We start from the raw sequence: 22,354 nt of genomic DNA, 5'->3' as shown, positions 1-22,354 counted from the left end.
GCTAGGCGCCGATGGCGGCGGGCTCGGTGAGGTCGACGCCGGCCGAGAGCCGGACGGCGGGGAACAGGCCGGTCAGGGCCCAGGCGACGGTCTCCTTGATGACCCGTTCGGCGATCGGGTCGAGGATCCCCTCCAGGCTGGGAATGCCGAAGTCGAATTCGGCGTCGAAACGGACGGCCACGTCGTCACCCAGCTGCGTCATGGCCCACGTGCCGGTGAAGGAGTCGAAGTCGCCGTCGGACTGCTCGAAGCGGATCTCACCCAGCTCCGGCAGGAAGGTGTCGTCCTCGGTCCAGCGCAGCAGACCGCTGCGGAAGTGCAGCTCCCAGCTCGAACTGGCGTCCTCGGCCGGGTAGGTGGCGTGCACGGTGGTCGCCTTCACGTGGGGCGCCAGGTCGGGGTACCGCTCCCAGCGCCGTACGGAGTCGAAGACCGTCGTGGCCTGCTCCGCGGGAATCAGTGCTTCGAGCTCTACATGACGCATCGTCAGTTGCCGCCTTCCGGCATCTTGGCCGCGCCCCGGACGAGGTCGCGTGTGGCCAGGTCGAAGGAGTTCAGGAGGAACTCCACATCGGTGTCACTCATCACGGCGGGCGGGGTGAACCGCACCACCGAACTGCCGTTCATCGAGTGGTTGGCGACGACGCCGTGGTTGAACAGCTCGATCAGCAGCTCGCCGGCCAGTCCGGCCTCGACGAGCTCCACGCCGATGAGCAGCCCACGGCCGCGTACGTCCACGACGAGTTCGGGGATGTTGCGGTAGGCGATCTCCGAGATCCTCGGCAGCAGCCGCGCACCGAGGTCCATGGCGCGGGTGACCAGGCGCTCCTCCTTCATGGCCCGGATCGCACCCTGCACCGCGGCCATCAGGACCGGCTGGCCGGAGAAGGTGGCGGTGTGGACGTAGGGGTCCTTGTCGAAGGGGCGGAACGCCTTGCGTGTCGCCACGGCCGCGGAGACCGGCATCACGCCGCCGCCGAGCGCCTTGCCGGTGAGGAGCACGTCGGGCACCACGCCCTCGGTGTCGACGCCCCACCACTCGCCGAGCCGGCCGAAGCCTGACTGCACCTCGTCGAGGATCAGGAAGCCGTCGTGGGCGCGGACCAGCTCCTCGACCTGCTTGAGGTAGCCCGCGGGCGGAATGATCACACCGCCCTCGCCCTGCACGGGCTCGAGGATGACGCAGACCTCACCCGGATGGGCCGCGAGTTCCGCCTCCAGCGCGTCGGTCTCACCGAAGGGGAGGTGCAGGAAGTCCGGGATCAGCGGCCGGAAGGGCGCCTGGTAGACGTCCTTCGCGGTCGCGGACAGCGCGCCAAGCGTCTTGCCGTGGTAGCCGCCGCGCATCGAGACGGTCCGCCTGCGGCCGCCGGCCCGTGCGAGCTTGAGGCCGGTCTCCACCGCCTCGGCGCCCGACAGGGCGAAGTGCACGCGGTCCAGCCCTTCCGGCATCACCGAGACGAGCGCCTCGGCGGCGCGGGCCACGGTGGGCTCCAGCAGGATGCGCGTCGCGGTCGGATGGGTCCGCAGCTGGCGCTCCACCTCCTCCATCACGATCGGGTGGCGTGCGCCCATGATGAAGACGCCGTAGCCGCCCGCGTTGAGGAAGCGCTCACCGTCGCTGGTGGTGAGCCAGGCGCCCTCGGACGCCGTTTCCATGTGGCTGCCGAACAGCTCGGCGAGAGTGGCCCGGCCCTTGCTGAGATGGGCCCGGTACAGGCCGAGGATCTCCGCCTCGGTCTCGGCGGGTGCTTCCTGGATGACGGTCACGGATCTCTCACTCCAAGTGTGGTGGGGGCCGCTGCTCGCTGCCCGCGGGCGCGGTGACTCAGCTCAGGACCAGCGGGCCGCCGTCGAAGTAGCGGAGCAGGGGCTCGGCGGCGGCACCGCGGCCCGGAGGGTGGAAGGCGAGGGCGTGCACGGCTGCGGCAGCCTGGCCGTGGGCGGAACCGACGATGAAGTCCAGCCCGCCGAGCAGCTCCAGCGCCTGCCCGGCAATCCTCGGCAGCGCCTTCTGGACGGTGTAGCGGGCGACGAGGACCTGGGCGACCGACTCCTCGTCCGTCTCCGGGCCGATCGCCCGGGCGACACCTTCCAGGAGCGCCAGGGCGGCGTCCATCTCGATCGCGAGGGCGGCCCGTTCCTGCACGCTGCCGCGCTCGCGCTCCAGCACCTGCTCGACGAGCGCGGCGGCCCCGCCCGCGTACCCGGCGGAGATCAGCATCTCGAACCAGACGAAGCCGGCCGTCTGCAGGTCGTCGAGCCGGTGCGGATCGTCGGCCCCGGCACGTACGACCATGTCCGCCGGCACGAACACGTCCGCCAGCCGCACCTCGTCGCTCTCCGCGGCGGCGAGCAGGTCGTTGCCCCAGAACGGGTGGACGGACAGCCCGGGAGCGTCGGCCGGCACCAGGGCGAGCGCCAGCTCGGCGGTGTCGTCCTCGTGGTGGATGGCGATGCTCGCGGTGAGCAGGCTCATCGAACGGGACAGGCTGCACGGCTTCTTCGCGCCGGAGAGCAGGTATCCGCCCTCGACGGGCCGGGCCGTGACGGCGGGAGTGAGGATGTTCTGCTCGGTGCGGCCCTCGGCCCAGCCGGAGGCCATCACCTGCTGATCGGGCACGATCCGCCGCAGCAGTTCGGTCTGCGCGTCGGTGAGCCGGCCCGCCTTGCCGGCGAGCGAGTAGAGCATCGCCGCGGTGAAGTGGTGCATGGAGACGGCCGCGACGAGCGAGGGGGACAGGGCGCCCAGCGCCAGCTGGACGCGCAGCGCGTCCAGCGGGGCCGCTCCGTGACCGCCGTACTCCTCGGGTATCAGCAGGCCGACCCCGCCGTGGATGCGGAACAGGTCGATGACGGGGCCGCCGGGCTGTTCCCGGTCGGCGTAGGGGAACTGCTCGATTTCCTTGAGCAGACCTGGGTGGAATTGCTCGCAGACGGCCCGAGCAGCATCGAGGGAACGCACGGGGATACCTCCGGAAGGCCGACGGGTGGGGCGCTCAGGCGCCGAAGACCGCGTCGTAGGGGCTGATGTCGCGGGCGATGCTGACCCCTTGGACGTGCGAGGTCTTGAGCATCGGGTAGTTGGCCTCGCCGAAGGCGCCACCGGTGCGGCCGGTGCCGCCGTGGCTGGGCAGGTAGGGCAGGAAGCCGATGTGGGAGTCGTTGACCTTCAGCAGCCCGCCGTTGACGACGCGCCGGACGAAGGTCTCGATGACGTGGTCGGAGCGCGACCACAGGGAGTTGCGCAGCCCGTAGGAGTTGGAGTTGACGAAGCGCAGGAAGGACTCCAGCAGGGCGTCGTCGTTGTCGCGTTCGGCCACCACGATCGGGATGAGGGGGAAGAACGTCTCCTCGCGTACCACGTCGAAGGTGCGGGCCCGGTCCAGGCCGTCGACCCGGAGCACGGTGGGCTGCAGGAAGACGCCCGTCTCCGACGGTGTGCCGTCGAGCTCGGTGCGATGGCCGCCGGTGACCAGGGAGGCGCCGTTGTCCAGGGCCTGCCGAAGCAGCCGGAAGAACCGCTCGCTGCGCCGCACCGGTGACAGGAGGACGTCCTCCTCCTCCGGGAAGCCCGGCCGGATGCCCTTGACCTGCTCGCGCACCTCGGCGATCAGTGCCTCGGCGATGTCGGGGTGGGCCAGCACGTAGTTGGGCACCATGCAGATCTGTCCGGAGCCGTAGAAGGACTCGGTGATGGCCTCGGCGGCCCACTTGATGTCGGCGTCCTTCCACACCACGATGCCGTCGTTGCCGGCCAGCTCGAGGATCGGCTTCTTCCCGTGGGCCACGCACCGCTGCTCGAAGCGCAGGCCCTCCTGGCTGCCGCCGATGTAGAAGATGTCGTTGATCAGAGGGTCGGCGATCCAGCGGTCCATCGTCTGCTTGGGGTTGCTGCACACCGCGTTGAGCACGCCGGGGGGTGCGTCGAGCTCCTCGAGCAGTGGGGCCACGATGTCGCGCAGCAGCCACATGGTGCTCAGCGCGATGCTGCGCGGCGCCCTGACCACCACGCTGTTGCCGGCCATCAGGGCCAGCACGCTCAGCGCGGCGCTGGGCAGCGGGGCGTTCTGCGGGGGGTTGAAGGCGACGACGCCGTCCGGCTGGCGCTGCAGGATCAGCTTGCGGCCCGAGTACTCCTTCTCGACCCGCATCTGCTTCAGATACCAGCGCAGGCTGCCGGGGGAGTAGATCTGCAGGAGGCAGCTCAGCTCCCACCGGGCCAGCTTCACCGGGTGCGACTCGGCGACGAGCATCTCGAGGAACTCGTCCTGGTGCTTGATCAGTTCCTCGCGGAAACGGGTGCCGAGCCGCATCCTCCGCTCCAGCGGGACGGCCGCCCAGTCCGGGGCGGCGGCCGCGGCGGCCTGCGTGGCGAGGTCGATGGCGTCGTCGTCGGCGATGGCGCAGCGGCCCACGACGTAGGGATGCTGGGACGCCTCCGACTCCGGGTCCTGCTCCAGGGAGCGCTTGAGGCTCACACTGGTGAACACGTCTTCCAGCAGAGACCGCCCGCTGACGGTGTAGACCCATCCGTCCCCGGCGACGTCCTTGCCGGCGATGTAGAGGTCGTAGCTCTTCAATCCGGACGGTGCCGGAGCACTCTCCTCCTGCAATCCGGATGGTGCCGGAGCACTCTCCTCCTGCGCAGCTTCGCGAAGCATCATCAGCCTTTCCGAATATCGGAATGTGTCTTGTTACCGGTCTTCCGGTGGGGGTCGTTCCGTGAGTGTGCGGACGATTCGGGGAATTGATGTTCGAAGCAAATCGATCGTGGCAGCCGAATCTGACTCGGCGCTGACATCGGACTGATCCAGCCACCTGGCCCACGCGCCGTCAGTGGGGTGTCAGCCTCCGCTGCTTGCATGACCGCCATGCCACCTGCCGAGATCACCGTGCCCCAGCGGCTGCGCGAACTGCCCCGGACCGAACTCGCCGACGAGATAGAGACACTCGTCGTACAGAGGTTCAAGGCCGTTCTCCTCATGACCGAGTCGGAGGACCTCCCCGTCGACATCAGCTACTTCGACCTGGGTCTCACCTCGCTGCGGCTGACCGAGATACGACAGAGCCTGGAGCAGCTCCTGGATCTGTCCATCAACGTGAACGTGCTGTTCAACGAGCCGACGGTCAACCACCTCGTGGACCACCTGGCCGACGCGCTGTCCGCCCCGTCCATCCGCTGACCGATCAGGCCCAGGACCCAAGGAGTCGTTCCATGCCGCGTACGGAATCCGACACGGAAAAGACGAGCCGGGCGCCGGCGCAGGCGCCGGAGCCGATCGCGATCGTCGGGATCGGTCTGCGATTCCCCGGCGGCAGCAACTCGCCCGACGAGTTCGACGCCTTCCTGCGTGAAGGGCGCAGCGGAATAGGCCCCATACCGGGTGACCGGTGGGACGTGGCCGCGTTCACGCCCGATTCGCCGGAGGACAAGGGGAAGATCCACACCTCGGCGGGCGGCTTCCTCGACCGCATCGACCAGTTCGACGCCTCCTTCTTCAACATCTCGCCCAAGGAGGCCCAGTACATGGACCCCCAGCAGCGGATGTTGCTGGAGACGACCTGGCAGGCCCTGGAGCACGCCAACATCGATCCGACACCGCTGCGTCGCGGCAACGGCGGCGTCTACATAGGCGCCAGCTCCATCGACTACTCGATGGAGCTGGACTCACTGCCGTACGAGGAGCTGGAAGGCAACCTCGCATCCGGCATCACCATGTTCCCGCTGTCGGGCCGGCTGTCGTACTTCCTGGGCTGGCGCGGACCGAGCATGAGCATCGACACCGCGTGCTCCTCCTCGCTGGTCGCCCTCCACCTCGCCGTGCAGGGCCTGCGCGCGGGGGAGTCCGACATCGCTCTGTGCGGCGGTGTCAACGCCCTGCACCACCCGCGCACCTCGGTGATGTTCTCCAACGCGCAGATGCTGTCCCCCGACGGGCAGTGCAAGACCTTCGACGAGGCCGCCGACGGGTACGCCCGCGCCGAGGGCTGCGGCGTCGTCGTACTCAAGCGCCTCAGTGACGCCACCCGGGACGGCGACACCGTTCTCGCGCTGGTGCGCGGTACGGCCGTCGGCCAGGACGGCGACAGCGCCGGCCTGACCGTGCCCAACGGCCCCGCCCAGGAGAAGGTCATCCGCGCCGCCCTCGCCGCCGGCCGTCTCGCCCCCGAGGACATCCAGTACGTCGAGGCGCACGGCACCGGCACCCCGCTCGGCGACCCCATCGAGTTCGGCGCCATCGGCGACGCCTTCGCCGACTCGCACACGAGCGACGACCCGCTGCTCGTCGGCTCGGTGAAGACCAACCTGGGCCACATGGAGCCGGCGGCCGGCATCGTCGGCGTCATCAAGACCGTGCTCCAGATGCGGTCCGGGACCATCTACCCGCACCTCAACTTCGACACACCGTCCGGACGCATCCCGTGGGACCTCTACCCGGTGCGCGTGCCCACCGCGTGCGAACCCTGGAAGGCCGAGGTCCGGCGCGCGGTCGTCAACAGCTTCGGCTTCGCGGGCACGATCGGCGCGGTGGTCCTGGAGCAGGCGCCGGCCCCGGCCGGGCCGGCGCCCGCGGACCCGCCCCCGCACGGGGTGCCGATGTTCACCCTCTCCGCCAAGAGCGCCGCCGCCCTGAGTGCCCAGGCCCAGAACTACCGGCAGCTGCTGGACGAGCGTCCCGACGTGGGGCTGGACGAGCTCTGCTACACCGCCAACGTCTCCCGGACCCACCACCCCTACCGCGTCGCGGGCCCGGTCACCGACCGCACGGCGCTCACGAGCCTGCTGGACAAGGCCGCCGGGGAGAAGCACGAGGGGCCCACCGGCATCCGCCGGACGGCGTTCATGTTCAGCGGCCAGGGCTCGCAGTACGCGGGCATGGGAGCCGCGCTCTACGAGCGTTTCCCGGTCTTCCGCGAGCACGTCGACCGGTGCGACGAGCTGTTCGCCCCCCATCTGGGCCGCTCCGTGGCAGAACTGGTGCTCGGCACCGCCGCCGACCCGGAGGCGATCGACCGCACCGAGTACACCCAGCCCGCCCTGTTCACCCTGGAGTACGCGCTCGCCAAGCTGTGGATGTCCTGGGGCGTGCGCCCCAACGTCCTCATCGGGCACAGCATCGGGGAGGTCGTGGCCGCCGCCGTGGCCGGCCTGTTCGACCTGCCGGACGCCGTGACCCTGGTCGCCGCCCGCGCGCGGCTGATGCAGGCGGTGAGCACACCGGGCGGCATGGCCGCCGTGTCCGCGCCCGCCGAGGACGTCGAGCCCCTCCTCGCCGGCCACCCGGACCTGGCCCTCGCGGCGGTGAACGCCCCGGACCAGTGCGTGGTCTCCGGCGGCACCGCGGCCCTCGACGAGATCATCGCCGTCCTCAAGGAGCGGGGCACCCGCGTCGACCGGCTGGCCGTCTCGCACGCCTTCCACTCACCCCTGATGGCCGAGGTCTACGACGACTTCCGGGCCGCCATCGACGGCATCACGTTCCACGAGCCCGCGATCAGCCTGATCTCCAACGCCACCGGCCGGCCGGCCCGCCTCCGCGAGATCGGCACCGTCGACTACTGGGTGCGGCACATCGGTGAACCCGTACGCTTCATGGCCGGCATCCGGGCGGTGGCCCAGCGCGGCCGCCACGCCCTGATCGAGATCGGACCGCAGGCCGCCCTGACCGCTCTCGCCCGGCGCTGCCTCACCGTCGAGGACCACGTGTGGCTTGCCAGCCTCCGCCGCCGCGACAGCTCCGACGGCACCACCCTGGCCGCACTCGCCGGATACTACGCAGCGGGCCTGACGGTCTCGTGGGCCGACTACCACGCGGACCGTCCGGCCGCCGCGAAGACCTCCCTGCCCACCTACGCCTTCCAGCGCAAGCGGTACTGGCTGCCCTCCGTCAGAGCCAGGCGCACGGGCGCGGCCGGCGGCACGGCCCGCCACCTGCTGCTCGGCACGGAGGAGCGGTTCGCCTGCGGGGTAAGGGAGTTCACGGCCGAGTTCACGCCCGAGGACCTCGGCGCACTGACCGACCTCGGTGACGGGGAGCGCACGACACTCCCGACCGGCGCGTACATCGACCTGTTCCTCGCGCTCCAGGACGCGGTCATGGGGCACACCCGTGCCGCCGTCCGGGAGCTGAAGCTGCTCGCACCCCTGCACGCCACCGCCGAGACCGTGACGGTCCTGACGTCCCGGTGGCGTCCGCACGCCGACGGCGGCGCCGACGTACAGGTCTTCACCCTCGTCGGAGGCGAGGAGCACATCCACGCCACCGCCACGATCGCCGCCGAACGCGAACCGGTCGTGCCGGTCTCCGAGCTGGCCGAGCTGGACGCCGGACTGACGCCCGCAGGACAGCACATCGACGACGAGGACATCTACACCGACCTCGCATCGGTCGGCCGCCCGCACGGCCCGCGCATGCGCCTGCTGCTGCGCGCCTCCCGGCACCGGGACGGGCTGGTCACCGGCGAGCTCACCGGCCGCGACGCCACCGCGGTCGAGCACGCGCCCGCCGAACTCCTGGAGGCGGCGGTGCAGGCAGCCGTCGTCCTGGACCCCGAGGGCCCGGTGTTCGAGCCGCGCGAGATCGCCTCCGTACGGCACTTCAGGAAGCCCCGCGGGGAGCAGCTCCGCGTCCTCGCCCGCGTCCACGGCGACCACGACCGCCGAGTCGCCGACATCCTCCTCCTGGAGAACGGCGACCCGGTCACCGAACTCCTCGGCGTCCGCCTGGCCCGCCCGGGGGGCCGCCAGGGCCGCCGCCAGTTCCTGCACCGGCCCGAGTGGGTGCGCAGGGCCCTCCCGGCGCAGACCGCCCCCGCCGGCGGCCGCCACCTGCTGCTGCTCGACCAGGCCGCCGGCCGGGCCGCCGCACCGGCCGGACAGTCCGGCCTCCAGGTGACGTCGCTGCCCGACACCACCGACCTCAAGGCGGCCCTCGACGACCCCACGGTCACCGACGTCTGCCGGGTCTGGCGGCAGCGGCCGGGAGCCATGTCCGCCGAGCGGATGCGGGCCGAGTGCGAGGACAACTACCGCGAACTGCTGGCCCTGGTCACCGCGATGGACGCCGCCGGACAGCCCCGGCCGCCCCGGCTGTGGCTGGTGACCGAGGGTGCCCAGGCACTCCCCGGCGACCCGGCCGGCGACGGCGGGCACCTCGCCGCCGCGACCCTGTGGGGCTTCGGACGGGTGCTGCTCACCGAGTACCCGCAGTACCGCGCCACCCTCGTCGACCTCGCACCGGGCAGCGACCTCGAACCGCTGCTCTCGGAGTGGACGGCCGAGACGCCGGGCGAGTACCAGGTCGCCCACCGGCCCGGCAGGCGCTACGTCCGACGACTGCTCGCCGGTGACGCGACGCTCACCTGGAGCGGCGGCTACGAGCTGCGCGCCCCCGACTCCGGCGACCTCTCCGACCTGGCGCTCGTGCCCGCCGCCGACCGCGCGCCGGACGCCGACGAGGTCCAGATCGAGGTCCGTGCCGTCGCCCTCACCGATCAGGACGCCCGGACCGCGCTGGACACCGGGCGCGCCGAACGGGAGGACGAGGAAACCCCGCCCGTGCTGGGCACCCAGGCCACCGGCACCGTGCGCGCGGTGGGAGAGGGGGCCGGGTTCACCGAGGGGGACGAGGTCCTCGTACGCCACGACGGGACCCTGCGCTCCACGCTCACCGTCCCGTCCGCGTCGGTCGTGCTCGCGCCGCACCACGGCCCGCACGACGGGAGCCGGCACTTCCGCCTGGACGAGACGGGCGAGGCCCTGCGCACCGCCCTCACCGACCCTGCCGCCGAGGTGTGGCTGTCCCTGCCGGGCGCGCGCGCCGACGCGCCGGCCGCACCCCCGGCGGACGCCGAACCCGTCACCGACGCCGCCGTCCGCCCCGACCGCACCTACATCGTCACAGGCGGACTCGGCGGTCTCGGTCTCGTGACCGCCCGCAAGCTCGTGGCCCTGGGGGCCCGGCACCTGACCTTGGTCAGCCGCAGCGGAAAGCCCACCGAGGAGGCAGGACCGGTCCTGGCGGAGCTCGCCGAGAGCGCCGAACTCGCCCTCGTACGGGCCGACGTGAGCCTGCCCGAGGACGTGCGCACCCTGGTGGACGAGGTGGAGGCCGGATCGTACCCGGTCGGCGGCGTGGTCCACGCGGCCGGTTCCTACGACAAGAAGCTGATCGCCGAACTGACCTGGGAGTCCATCGACGCCCAGCTCGCCGCGAAGGCGTACGGCGGCTGGCTGCTGCACGAGGCCGCGCAGAGCTCCTTCCCGGAGCTGGAGTTCTTCGTGACGTACTCGTCCATCGCCTCCGTCCTCGGCGGCGCCACCCAGGGGCACTACGCGGCGGCCAGCGCCGGGCTCGACAGCCTCGCCGAGTGGCGCACCCGCCAGGGACTGCCCGGCCTGTCCGTCAACTGGGGCGCCTGGGCCAGGGTCGGCATGTCCGCCCGCCTGGAGGAGCACCTCAGCCGCGAGATCGAACGCAGCGGCGTCCGCTTCTTCTCGCCGACCAGGGCCCTGGACACCCTGGCCAGGCTCTGGGGCGGCCGCCCGCGCACCCAGCGGGTGGTGGGCGAGTTCGACTGGGACCGCTACGTGGCCGGCAGTGCCACCGGCGACCAGTTCTACGACCGCCTCGCCCGGCAGGACGGCGCAGCCGACGACGGCTTCGACGCCGCCTCGCTCGGTGCCATGCCCACACCGGATCGCAGGGCCCTGATCACCCAGGTGGTCCGGGACAAGGTCGTCGCCGTCCTGCAGATGGAGGCCGACGACGAACTGGACGAGTCGACCGAGTTCGTCTCGCTCGGCCTGGACTCACTGATGGCCCAGAACGTCAAGTCCGGTCTCGAGCAGGTGTTCCGGCTGCCGCTGGCCGCCTCGATCACCTTCGACCACCCGACGGTACGCCAGCTCGCCGACTTCCTCGACGGGCAACTGTGCCCGGTCCCCACGGCATGACCCCGCACGACTCGTCCCGGACGAACGGGGAGGACCCCATGACAACCATGACCATCGCGGACAACGTCAGTTGGACGCTCAACCACGCCTCCCGCGCCCACGCCGGCAGCCGCCCGCACCATGCGGCGATCGTCTGCGAGGGCCGGATCACCACCTACGCCAAGCTGCACCGTGAGAGCAACCGCGCCGCCCACGCCCTGCGCACCAGCGGCGTACGGCGCGGCGACCGGGTCGCCTATCTGGGGCGCGAGTCGGAGAACTACTACCTGGTGATCCTCGCCTGCGCCAAGATCGGCGCGGTCCTGGTCCCGGTCAACTGGCGGCTCACCCCCGACGAGGTCGACCACATCCTGCGCGACTCGGGTGCCGTCCTGGTCTTCGTCGACGACGAGTTCTGGGACACCGCCGCCAAGGTCCGCCCCCACCTGCCCGAGTTCCACACGATGATCCGTATCGACGGGACCGACACCGACGGGGAACCGGCCCGTGGTGCCGGACTGCCGGCCTGGTACGCGAGCCGGCCGGACACCGAGCTGGAGGTCGGCACCGGGCCCGACGACCCGGTCGTGCAGATCTACACCAGCGGTACCACCGGGCTGCCCAAGGGAGCCGTGCTCGCCCACCGCAGCTTCTTCACCCTGCCGCGGGCGATGCGCGACCACGGTGCCGCCTGGATCGACTGGCTGCCCGAGGACGTCGCCCTGATCTCCCTGCCGGGCTTCGGCATCGCGGGTATCGGGTGGTTCATGCACACGTTCAACGCCGGTGGCACCAGCGTGGTCATGCCTCAGTTCGACCCGCAGGAGGCGGTGCGGCTGATCCGTACCCACCGGGTCACCACCACCTTCGCCGCGCCGGCCATGCTCCAGATGATGGCGGGCGAACGGACCGCGGGGCCGGACGCGTTCGTCTCCCTGCGCAAGGTCTGCTACGGGGCCGCCCCGATGTCCGAGACGCTGCTGAAGCAGTGCCTGGAGACGTTCGACTGCGAGTTCGCACAGATCTACGCCAGCACCGAGACCGGCAGCGTCGCGGTGTGCCTGCCTCCCGAGGACCACTACCCGGGCAGCGCGGTCCTGGAGTCCGTCGGCAGGCCCTGCCCCGGCAACGAGGTGAAGGTGGTCGGCCCTGACGGCGCCGGACTGCCGCCGGGCGCCATCGGCCAGATCTGCGTCCGGGCGCCCTCCCGGATGCTCGGCTACTGGAACCTCCCGGAAGCCACCGGCCGCACCCTGGTGGGGGAGTGGCTGCACATGGGTGACGCCGGCTACCTCGACGAGGACGGCTATCTCTACCTCTGCGACCGCATGAACGACACCATCATCGTCGCCGGGCAGAACATCTACCCGGCCGAGGTCGAGAAGGCGCTCGCGGCACACCCCGCAGTGGCGGACTCCGCGGTCGTCGGGCTGCCCGACGAACGCTGGGGCGAGGCGGTGCACGCCGCCGTGGTCCTGCGCCCCGGCACCACCGCGACGCCACGTGAACTCCTGCTGTCCCTGCGGGGCCACCTCGCCGACTACAAGATCCCCGGCGCCTACCACATCGTCGACAGCCTGCCCCGCAACCCGTCGGGCAAGATCCTGCGCCGCGCCGTGCGGCAGCAGCTCTCCGCCCCGGCACGCGACCCGCTGACCTGAACCAGAAGTGACGGCAGAACGAAGAGAGGAAGCGGCACCCATGGACGCCGAACGGCCCGGCCCCGCCTCGGAGCAAGCCCGGGCACCCGCCCGACAAGCATCCGACGACGCACGTTCCCACCCCCGCCCGCAGGTCCCCGGCGGATCCCTGCGCATCGGTATTCTGCTCCCGACCAGGGAGCAGGCCATCAACGGCACCTACGCGGCGGCCCCCCTCCTGGACTTCGCCCGCCAGGCGGAGAGCCTCGGCTTCGACTCCCTGTGGGCCGGCGACTCCCTGACGGCCCGCCCCCGCCTCGACCCCCTCGTGGTGCTCTCCGCCGCCGCGGCCGCCACCGAGCGGATCACCGTCGGCACCGCCGCCCTCACCCCCGCCCTGCGTCACCCGCTGATCGGCGCCAACATGGTCGCGAGTCTCGGCCACGTCGCGCGGGACCGCCTGGTCCTCGGCCTCGGCTCCGGGTTCCCGATGCCCGAGACGGAGGAGGAGTTCGCCTCGGTCGGAGCCTCCTTCACGGGGCGGGTCGGCCGCCTCGACGAGATCGCCGACCTCTGGCGCACCGCCTGGTCGGCGGGCGAGCCGGGCCGGCCCACCGGCTTCCAGGGCAAGTACTGGCAGGCCGACCGGCTGGACCGGCTGCCCGGCCCCGCCACCCCCGGCGGCCCGCCGCTCTGGCTGGCGGGCAGCGACACCCCGAAGGTGCTCGCCCGTGCGGCCACCCGCTACGACGGCTGGCTGCCCTTCCTGCCGGACGTCGACGCGTACGGCAGGGCCTGCAGGCGGATCGCCGAACTCGCCGGCGAAGCGGGCCGCGGCCCCGGCGCCGTGACCCCCGCGCTGTACGCGACGGTCACCGTCAACAGCGACGCCACCGCCGCCAGGACCGAGCTGGAGCACTACATCAGCCACTACTACGGGCGCTCCCTCGAACAGATGTCGGCCATCCAGGCCTACGGCTGGGGCAGTGCCGAGGAGTGTGCCGAATGGCTCGGCGGCTACGTCCGCGCCGGCGCCCGGCACCTCGTACTGCGGATCGGATCGCTCGACCCACAGACGCAGCTGAAGGAAGTCGCCGAGGTGCTGCTCCCCGCAGTACGCGAGATCGGCCGGACCCTCACCGATGGAGGAACGAAATCGTGACCAGTGCCATAGGCGCGGAGATGTCCCGTACAGGTCAGTGGTTCCATCCCGTGGAGCCGTCCCCGGACGCGTCGTTACGGCTCTTCATGCTGCCGCACGCGGGCAGTGGCGCCATCATCTACCGCGACTGGGAGAAGCTGCTCCCGGCCGACATCGCACCCCAGGCGGTGACCCTGCCCGGCCGTCACAACCGGCGCGAGGAGGGCACGTTCGAGGACTGGGACCTGCTGCTCGACGCGCTCCACGAAGCGGTGCTCGACGACCTCGACGACCGGCCCTTCGCCTTCTTCGGACACTGCCTCGGCGCCCAGCTCGCCTTCCGGCTGACGATCCGGATGGAGGAGGAGGGGGGCCCTTCCCCCGTCATGATCGGCATGTCCGGCTGGTCGCCGGTGGGCTGGAACGCGCCCACCGTGGAGCAGAGCCGGATGCCGGATCCCGAACTGGTCGAGTGGATCAAGCACCTGGGGTCCTTCCCTGCCGAGATCTACGACAACCCGGCGATGCTCGCCCTGGTCGTCCCGGCCCTGCGCGCCGACCTCAGGGTCGCCGCGCAGTACGTGGACGACAACGCGGGGGTCAGCTGCGCGCTGGCCTCCTACGGGGGCCGTTCGGACCCCCTCCAGGAGGACCCGGACGCCATGAAGCACTGGGCGGAGCGCAGCAAGGGCTACCTCGGCCACAGCGAGTACCCGGGCGGCCACTTCTACATCGACGCCCACGCACAGGCCGTCACGATGCACTTCGCCCAGCGGTTGCAGCGGGTCGTCGCCGCGGCCGCGCGCTGAGCGACTCCCCTGCCCGCCGGCGGCCGCTTCCCGGGCGTCAGCAGCACGTCAGAGCGGTGTCAGCACCTCTTGGCACAGTGGTGGAGGCCGCGCCCGACAGCCGTCCGGGCCCGGCCCCGCCACCGTCGTAGCCACCACGATCCCGAGGAGTACGCCCGATGGCAGACAACGCCGCAGCTCCGGGCCCGACCCGGGCCCTGGTCCTGGCCAACCCCGCCTCCGGCAGTCACAGCCCCCAACTGGTCGGTGAGGTAGCCGAGTTGTGTGGCAGTGGCCTGGAGCACGTCGAGATCCACCACACCACGGCACCGGGGGACGCCACGGTCACCGTGCGCCGCGCCCTCGAAGGGCCCGGCCGGGCTCCCGATTTGGTGGTCGTCATCGGAGGGGACGGCACCGTCCGCGAGGTGGTGCAGGGCCTGGCCTTCGCACCCGGCCGCGCCGCGCTCACCGTGGTGCCCGGCGGCACCGGGAACTCCGGCTACAAGATGCTGTGGGGCGAGCGCCCCTGGACCGAGTCCCTCAAGGCGGTGCTCACCGACTCGGGCGCCGGCGGCAGCGCCCGGCTGCGGCGTCTCGACCTGGCCCGCCTGGCCGAGACACGGCAGTGCGTCTACCTGGGCGCCTGTTCCGGTGTGATAGCCGACGCGCTCATCATGGCGCGGGACATCCCCTTGACGGGCAGGGACCTGTACACCAAGGCGTTCGCCGACACCGCCGCCGCGTACGTTCCGTACCCGGGCCGTGTCACCGTCGACGGCCGCGTGGTGCACGAGGGCCCGACCGTCCTCGCCAACGTCGGCGGCGGCCGCTACCGGGGCGGGCGCTACCTCGTCCTGCCCGACTCGCTCCTCGACGACGGACTGCTCGACGTCTGCGTCATCGGCGACGGCGTCCCGGCCGCCGACGTACCCGAACTCACCCGGACCGCAGCCCACATGGGGCTCCCGGACACCGTCTACGCCCGCGGCCGCACCATCACCGTGGAACGCACCGACGGCAGACGGCTGCCGCTGGAGCACGACGGTGAGTACCAGCACGGCATCGGCCCGTCGGCGACCTTCGAGGTCATGCCCGGTGCTCTGTCCGTCTGGGCTCCCGCCACCGGACCCTGACCTCCCCCGGGCTTCCCCGGGACCTCGAGACCCCCAGCCGGGCCGGCACACCTGACGGCCCGGCAGCCACCGCAATCGCGACACAAGGAGAAGGAGACCGCCATGAGCGACCTCACCAACACCGTCACCCAGTACCTCGCCCTGTGGAACGAGACGGACGCCGACAAGCGTGCGGCGGGCATCGCCGAGCTCTTCACGCCGGGCGCCCCGTACATCGACCCGCTCGCCGCCGTCGAGGGACACGACGGTTTCGGGGCCGTGATCGCCGGTGCCCAGGACCAGTTCAAGGGACTCTCCTTCGAGCTGCACGGAGCGGTGGACACCCACCACAACATCGCCCGCTTCCAGTGGGGCCTGGTGGCCGAGGCGGGCGCCGAGCCCGTCGCGATCGGCTTCGACGTCCTCGTCACCGGTGACGACGGCCGCATCAACGGCGTCTACGGGTTCCTGGACAAGGTCCCCGGCGCCTGATCCCGCACGCGTGGCGGGCGGGGGCACCGGGAGTACCGGTGCCCCCGCCCCCGTGTCCCATCCGCGTCCTCCCGTAGAGAAGGTATGTCGCGCCATGACGGCTGCTGTACTCAGCGAAAGCGTGGCCAGAGCCCTGTGCGAGCAGTGGGAGAGCCAGGCGCGGTCCACCCGTACCCGCCCGCCCACGGACACACCGCTGCGCGAGCTGTCCCACTGGGCCGCGAATCTGCGTCCCGAGCACATCCCCTGCCGTGTCCTCAAGCTAGCGGCCAGCCAGGTGCTGTCCCAGATCGCCTCGATCCGGGCCGGCCTCGAACACCCCCTGGGACGCCGCCTGGTGGCGGCCTTCGGCCACCCCATGCAGCGCGACCCGCGCACCGCGGCGAGTGTCTTCGCCGCCCTCGGCTCCTGGCTCAACCTCGACGACACCGCCTACGCCGGCCACCTGTCCAACTCCACCGTCGCCGTGCCCCTGGCCTTCGCGTACGCCCGCCAGCTCGACGGGCTCTCGCTGCTGACCGCGGTCGTCGCGGCCAACGAGTGCGCGGCCCGCATCACCGCCTCGGCCACCCTCGGCCCGCTACGCGGACAGAGCGCCGTGCACACACACCTGGCCGGTGCGGTGGCCGGCCGGCTGCACTGCGACCGGGCCACGGCGGACCAGTGGGAGAACGCCTTCGGGCTCGCGTTCGCCATGCCCAACTGGCCGCTGATGCGCGCCTTCCTGGCCAGCGACGCACGCCTGTTCAACACCTTCACGCCGGTACGCACCGCGATGGACGCGTGCGACGCGGCCGCCGCCGGACTGCGCGGAGCACCTGACATCATCGAGCACCAGGACGGCTTCCTCGCCCGGTTCGCGACGGTTCCGCTGCCCCAGGCGGTGGCGAAGGGGCTCGGCAGCCGCTGGCACACCGAGACCCTCTCCTTCAAGATGCACCCCGGCGGCCCCGGCATCGACGCGGCCGTGGACTGCGCCGCCGAGATCCACCGCGAACTCGGCCCTCTGCGCCCGGAGGACGTGCGGGAGATCGTCGTGGAGGCGTCCCTGTACACGCTGTTCGCGGGGGAGCGCGCGGCCCAGTACGTGGACGGCCCCCGCTCTCCGCTGGGCGCCCTCGTCCTCGACGTTCCCTACCCTGTCGCCACCACCCTGCTGACCGGTGAGTTCTCCGTGGAGGACTTCTCCGCACCGCAGCTGGACGACCCCGTGCGCTGGGCGCTGGCCCGCCGGGTCCGGCTGGAGCACGACACGGCGATGACCCGTGAACTCTTCCTGTCCGACGCGCCGTTCGGCGAGGCGGTGCGCGAGGCGGGGCCGCTGGCCACCCCGTGGCTGCGCGGCTTCGGCGGTGACGAGCTCGTCGACCTCGTGGGCAGCCTGGAGGCCGGAGGCCGGGACTTCTCCCGCTCCACCAAGGCCACCGGAGCCCGGGTCGTCGTACGGCTGGCGGACGGGCGGACCATCTCCCGCACCCGTCTGATCCCGCTCGGTGCCGCGGGCCCGGACACCCGCTCCCGGCACTCCCAGATGGTCCAGGAGAAGTTCCTCGCCGTGGGCGGCCCGCGCCGGGTCGCCGACACGGTGGAGCGGTTGCACCGCATGCGCAAGGGGGGCGTGCGCCGCTGGATAGAGGCCGCCTTCCTCGACTGAACGGGAGGGCGGGCAGAACGGAGGCGGTCATTCCCGCGTCAGGTACACGTCAGGACGTCAAGGAAGAGTAGGTGAGGAAGTGCATCCGACTCGCAGAGGGGCCCCTCCCATGTCGCTCGACGCTCAGACCCATGTGCTGGACTGGCCGTTCGCCCGGACCGAGAACGGCGAGCCCCCGCTGATACTGGACGAGCTGCGTAAGGCGCCGCCCTGCGCCGTACGCATTCCGGCGGGCGCGGCCGAGTCGCGGCTGGCCTGGCTGGTGACCCGGTACGCCGACGTGCGCCAGGCCCTGTCCGACCCCCGGCTCAGCGCCGACGAGCGGCTGCCCGGAGCGCCGGTGCGCATCCAGCTGCCGCCGGGGAGCAACCCGAGCTCGTTCCTGCGCCTGGACGACCCCGAACACGCACGGCTGCGCGGGCTGATCCAGACCGAGTTCACCATGCGCAGGGTGCGCGGTCTCAAGGAGCCGGTGCAGGCGCTCATCGACGACCTCCTCGACCGGTTCGAGGATCTCGAGAAGCCGGCGGACCTGCACGCGGCGTTCTCGCAGACCCTGCCGACGCTGGTCATCGCCCGGCTGCTGGGCGTCCCGGACCAGGACTCCCCCTTCTTCGTCGAGAAGACCCGCGTGGTCATCTCCCAGGAGGACCCGGCGGCGGCGTACGTTGCGTTCGTGGAAATGTCCGACTACCTCGCCGGGCTGGCCCGCGACAAGACGGAGCGGCCCGAGGACGATCTGATCAGCAGGCTGGCGGCGCACCACGCGAGCGGCGAGATCACGATGGACGAACTCGTCGGCATCGCCCGCCTCGTGCTGGTGGCAGGCCACGAGACGACCACCAACCAGATAGCCCTCAACGTGCTGGGGCTGCTGCGGGACGACAGCCTGTTCGCCAAGGTGGCCGCCGACGACGGTGCCCTCGTCCCGAGTTACGTCGAGGAGTCGATGCGCTACTGGTCGATCTCGCAGGACGCGATGCTCCGCCAGGCCCTCGAGGATTTCGACCTGGGCGGGGTGCCGGTCGCGAAGGGGGACGCGGTGGTCATCTCCGTTCCTGCGGGCAACCACGACGAGTCGGTGTTCGCGTGCCCCCGAACCATCGACGTCGACCGTGACACCGGCGGCCACCTCCAGTGGGGTTACGGCCCGCACTACTGCCAGGGCGCCCCGCTCGCGCGGATGGAGATGGAACTCTCCCTGCGCACCCTGCTGCGGCGCTTCCCCACCCTGCGGCTGGCGGCCGAGCCGAGCTCGGTCTTCCGCCGCGGCACCGTCTTCCACGGGGTGACCGGTCTCCCCGTGACCTGGTGACCGAGAAATACGAAACACAACACAGGAGAGCAGTCGGAATGACTTCTGAAGAGAGCCCGAACCTCATCGTCGAGGAGCGTGGACGAGCCACTCCGGCACCGGCCGCCGCCCCCTCGGCCGGTGCCCTCGTGGTGGTGCTGGTGGGCACCTTCATCACCGTTCTCGACTTCTTCATCGCGAACGTGGCGGTCCCGGCCATCCGGACGGACCTGCAGGCCAGCGCCGCCCAGGCACAGCTGATCGTCGTCGGCTACGGCGTGGCCTTCACGGCGGGCCTCATCACCGGCGGCCGACTCGGTGACATGTACGGCCGCCGGAAGATGTTCTTCCTCGGCATGACGCTGTTCATGCTCGCCTCGGCGGCCTGCGCCTTCGCACCGACGATCACCGCCCTGGTGATCGCCCGCATCGCCCAGGGCGCGAGCGCCGCGCTGATGGTCCCCCAGGTCCTCGGCATCATCGGCACGGTCTACACCGGTGCCGCCCGTGACCGCGCGTTCAACACCTACGGCCTCATCATCGGGCTGGCGGGAGTCTTCGGCCAGTTCATCGGCGGGGCCCTCATCAGCGTCGACGTGGCTGGCCTGAGCTGGCGGACCATCTTCCTGATCAACGTCCCGCTGTGCCTGGTCGCGCTGGCCTTCGTCAAGCGCACGATCCCCGAGTCGCGCGGCACCGGCGGAACCCGGCTCGACCTGACCGGCGCGCTGCTGGTCACCGGATCCCTGGCGCTCGTCGTGTTCGCGCTCCTGGAGGGCCAGGAGCGGGACTGGCCGGTGTGGGTCTGGGGGTGCCTGGCCGGGGCCGCCGTCCTGGTCACGCTGACCGTCCAGCATCTGCGCCGGCGGGCCGCGGACAACGCGGGGCCGCTGATCGAGCCCGCGCTGTTCCGGGTCCGGCTCTTCACCGTGGGCCTGGCCGCCACGGTCGTCTACTTCCTCGCGATGGGCTCGTTCTTCTTCGTCCTGGCCCTCTACCTCCAGCAGGGCATGGGCCTGTCGCCGCTGGAGTCCGGCCTCGTGTTCCTCGCGGTGGGCGCCGGCTACTTCGGTGCCTCGCTGGTGTCGGCGCGGTTCGCCGGCAAGCTGTCCGCCCGGACGGTGGCCTGCGGTCCGCTGACCCTCGCGGTCGGTTACACCGCGATCGCCTTCACGGCGAACGGGCTCGGTCCGGACGGGAGCGTGCTCTGGCTGCTGCCGATGCTGCTCGTCGCCGGACTCGGCATGGGCCTGACCACCGGACCGCTGACCAACCTGGTGCTGGGTGCCGCCGTACCCGAGCACGCCGGCTCCGCGTCGGGGCTGCTGAACACCGCCCAGGAGGGCGGGGCGGCCGTCGGTGTGGCGATCGCCGGATCGGTCTTCTTCCCGGCGCTCGCCCACGCGGGCAGCTCCGCCGACGCCTATCCGGACGCGTTCGCGATCACGCTCGTCCCGCTCGTCGCCCTCGGCCTCGCCGCCGCGGCCCTGGTGCTGTTGGCACCCGGACGCGCCGCGCGCAGCTGACGCGCCCCACCCGCCACCAGAGGCTCATCAGAGGAAGGAAACGCCCATGCCGTACGTCACGACCAGGGACGAGACCCGGCTCCACTACAAGGACTGGGGTGCCGGACGTCCTGTCATCCTGCTGGGCACGGCCATGATGGACTCCCGCATGTGGGAGTTCCAGGCGTCCTTCCTCGCCGAGCGCGGACTGCGCTGCATCACCTACGACCGGCGTGGCTGCGGGCGTTCGGACGCCCCCTGGGAGGGTTACGACTACGACACCCTCGCAGCCGACCTCGCCGACCTCATCGACCATCTCGACCTGCGGGACGCGGTGCTCGTGGGGTACGCGGTCGGGGGTGGCGAGGCGGTGCGCTACCTGTCCCGGTACGGCGCCGACCGGGTGGCGAAGCTGGCGCTGGTCGCCTCCACGACTCCGTTCCTGCTGCGGACCGAGGACAACGCGGACGGACTCGACATCGCCGTCTTCGACGAGATGGCCGAGGCCATCCGGCGGGACAGGGCGCAGTGGCTGAGCGACTGCACCGTCCCGTTCTTCGGCGGCCCGAACGCGGATCCTGCCGGTCTGCCGGTCTCCTTTGAACTCGCGCGATGGCTGGTGGGTACCGGCCTGGAGGCCTCGCCGCGGGCGGGGACCGAGATCTACCGGACCCTGTTCACCACCGACCAGCGCGCCGAGACCGCCGCGGTCACCGTGCCCACGCTCGTCATCCACGGCACCGAGGACCTCGCGGCGCCCTACGCCCTCTGCGGACCGCGGACGGCGGAGCTCGTCGAAGGCAGCCGGTTCATACCGTACGAGGGTGCCCCGCACGGCCTGTTCGCCACCCACGCCGAGCGGCTCAACGAGGATCTGCTGGCCTTCGTCAAGGAGTGACGGCCGCGCCCGTCATGCGCCGGACTGCCCGGACCCCCCTCGGGGTCCGGGCAGTCCGGCGTTCAGCGCAACGGCACGAAGGCATCGATGATCTCCTCCACGCGTTCCACGACGTCCTCGCGGTTGTTGAGCACCCAGGACATGTGCTGGGCGCCGAACACGGCGGCGCCGAGCGCCCGGGCCATGGCCTCGGGATTGGTGTCCTCGGGAAGGCTTCCCGCCTTGCGGCACTTGTCCAACAGCTCGGTCAGCACATCCAGCGTTCCCACGTACGGCACCGGCAGCTCGGCCTTGATGTAGGGCCGCTCGATCTGCAGACGCGCCCCGGCGTGGATGAAGATGTCCTCGTGGAAGGCACGGGCCAGACGTCTCACGACTTCCACGAAGGTCGAGGGTGATGCCGGATCACCGTGCTCCAGAGCTCCGTTGACCGCCTCCTGCATGCGCCGGTAGAACTCCTCCAGCACCGCGACGGCGAGCGCCTCCTTGTTGGGGAAGTGGAAGTAGACGGCCCCCTTGGTCAGGTCGGCACCGTCGGCGATGGCCTTGATGGTGACCTGCGGAAAGCCCTCCGTGGCGAACGCCGCCGCGGCGGCGTTGAGGATCGTTCCGCGGGTGCGGATCGCGCGCTCCTGCTTGAGGTGCGAAGTGTCGTCGAAGGAGGTGCCCGCAGTGAGGCGGGCCCTTGGTTCATTGCGCTCGTTACTCATGACGTCCATATCGTGCTGCGCCGGTTACTAGCTTCTGACCGAGCCCAACCTCCCTGCTGCCGTGAGCAGTTGACCCATGGAAGCGCACTGTGGCGAGCCTTGCAATATACCTTCGCGCAGGTATATTAATGACGCGCAGAGAGAAGCTTCGCACGTCTGTTCGCTCGCAGGGTTACTC

Annotated in this window: 16 protein-coding genes; 11 read left to right on the top strand and 5 right to left on the bottom strand. The window is 71.3% G+C overall.

Annotation, left to right across the window (positions count from 1 at the left end):
* Position 1 precedes the first annotated feature (1 nt).
* Genes ABZ441_RS10220 through ABZ441_RS10205 form a run of 4 tightly spaced genes read right to left on the bottom strand, consistent with a single transcriptional unit; the run spans position 2 to position 4,664 of the window.
* A complete protein-coding gene (locus tag ABZ441_RS10220) occupies positions 2-484 on the bottom strand; it encodes an SRPBCC family protein (protein ID WP_358970483.1) in 483 nt (160 codons plus the stop codon).
* 2 nt (positions 485-486) lie between these two features.
* Positions 487-1,770 (bottom strand): aspartate aminotransferase family protein, encoded by a 1,284-nt coding sequence (locus tag ABZ441_RS10215; protein ID WP_358970480.1) that lies wholly within the window; start codon positions 1,768-1,770, stop codon positions 487-489.
* Between the two features lie 58 nt (positions 1,771-1,828).
* On the bottom strand, positions 1,829-2,965 hold the full coding sequence (locus ABZ441_RS10210) for an acyl-CoA dehydrogenase family protein (protein ID WP_358970477.1): 1,137 nt from the start codon (positions 2,963-2,965) through the stop codon (positions 1,829-1,831).
* A gap of 34 nt (positions 2,966-2,999) precedes the next feature.
* Positions 3,000-4,664 carry an aldehyde dehydrogenase family protein gene (locus ABZ441_RS10205; RefSeq protein WP_358970626.1) on the bottom strand — a complete coding sequence of 555 codons (1,665 nt, stop codon included), beginning with the start codon at positions 4,662-4,664 and terminating at the stop codon, positions 3,000-3,002.
* 201 nt (positions 4,665-4,865) lie between these two features.
* Here ABZ441_RS10205 and ABZ441_RS10200 point away from each other — a divergent pair, with 201 nt between their 5' ends.
* The 11 genes from ABZ441_RS10200 (at position 4,866) to ABZ441_RS10150 (ending at position 21,466) form a co-directional block, all read left to right on the top strand.
* A complete protein-coding gene (locus ABZ441_RS10200) occupies positions 4,866-5,186 on the top strand; it encodes an acyl carrier protein (protein WP_358970472.1) in 321 nt (106 codons plus the stop codon).
* A 32-nt stretch (positions 5,187-5,218) separates the two neighbouring features.
* Positions 5,219-10,960 (top strand): SDR family oxidoreductase, encoded by a 5,742-nt coding sequence (locus tag ABZ441_RS10195; protein WP_358970470.1) that lies wholly within the window; start codon positions 5,219-5,221, stop codon positions 10,958-10,960.
* A 38-nt stretch (positions 10,961-10,998) separates the two neighbouring features.
* Complete coding sequence (locus tag ABZ441_RS10190; protein WP_358970468.1) at positions 10,999-12,600, top strand: fatty acid--CoA ligase; 1,602 nt, start codon at positions 10,999-11,001, stop codon at positions 12,598-12,600.
* A gap of 40 nt (positions 12,601-12,640) precedes the next feature.
* Positions 12,641-13,741 (top strand): LLM class flavin-dependent oxidoreductase, encoded by a 1,101-nt coding sequence (locus tag ABZ441_RS10185; RefSeq protein ID WP_358970465.1) that lies wholly within the window; start codon positions 12,641-12,643, stop codon positions 13,739-13,741.
* Positions 13,742-13,761: 20 nt separating this feature from the next.
* Positions 13,762-14,529: an alpha/beta fold hydrolase gene (locus ABZ441_RS10180; protein ID WP_358970623.1), complete on the top strand. Its 768-nt coding sequence runs from the start codon at positions 13,762-13,764 to the stop codon at positions 14,527-14,529.
* Positions 14,530-14,687: 158 nt separating this feature from the next.
* The gene (locus ABZ441_RS10175) at positions 14,688-15,644 is read left to right on the top strand and encodes a diacylglycerol kinase family protein (RefSeq protein WP_358970462.1); all 957 of its coding nucleotides are present in this window, start codon (positions 14,688-14,690) and stop codon (positions 15,642-15,644) included.
* A gap of 102 nt (positions 15,645-15,746) precedes the next feature.
* On the top strand, positions 15,747-16,115 hold the full coding sequence (locus tag ABZ441_RS10170; protein ID WP_358970459.1) for a nuclear transport factor 2 family protein: 369 nt from the start codon (positions 15,747-15,749) through the stop codon (positions 16,113-16,115).
* 94 nt (positions 16,116-16,209) lie between these two features.
* Positions 16,210-17,769 carry an MmgE/PrpD family protein gene (locus ABZ441_RS10165; protein WP_358970456.1) on the top strand — a complete coding sequence of 520 codons (1,560 nt, stop codon included), beginning with the start codon at positions 16,210-16,212 and terminating at the stop codon, positions 17,767-17,769.
* A gap of 109 nt (positions 17,770-17,878) precedes the next feature.
* Positions 17,879-19,084, top strand: a complete 1,206-nt coding sequence (locus tag ABZ441_RS10160; RefSeq protein WP_358970453.1) for a cytochrome P450 — start codon at positions 17,879-17,881, stop codon at positions 19,082-19,084.
* Between the two features lie 38 nt (positions 19,085-19,122).
* A complete protein-coding gene (locus ABZ441_RS10155; protein WP_358970450.1) occupies positions 19,123-20,589 on the top strand; it encodes an MFS transporter in 1,467 nt (488 codons plus the stop codon).
* A 46-nt stretch (positions 20,590-20,635) separates the two neighbouring features.
* Positions 20,636-21,466, top strand: coding sequence for an alpha/beta hydrolase (locus ABZ441_RS10150; RefSeq protein WP_358970447.1), 831 nt, complete (start codon positions 20,636-20,638; stop codon positions 21,464-21,466).
* A gap of 62 nt (positions 21,467-21,528) precedes the next feature.
* Here ABZ441_RS10150 and ABZ441_RS10145 read toward each other — a convergent pair whose 3' ends face one another.
* The gene (locus tag ABZ441_RS10145; RefSeq protein WP_358970443.1) at positions 21,529-22,176 is read right to left on the bottom strand and encodes a ScbR family autoregulator-binding transcription factor; all 648 of its coding nucleotides are present in this window, start codon (positions 22,174-22,176) and stop codon (positions 21,529-21,531) included.
* Positions 22,177-22,354 lie beyond the last annotated feature (178 nt).

It is taken from the genome of Streptomyces sp. NPDC005752, assembly GCF_040630715.1.
Lineage (GTDB): Bacteria > Actinomycetota > Actinomycetes > Streptomycetales > Streptomycetaceae > Streptomyces.
Note: the sequence above shows the minus strand (reverse complement) of the source record. Positions and strands in the feature narration are given on the sequence as shown.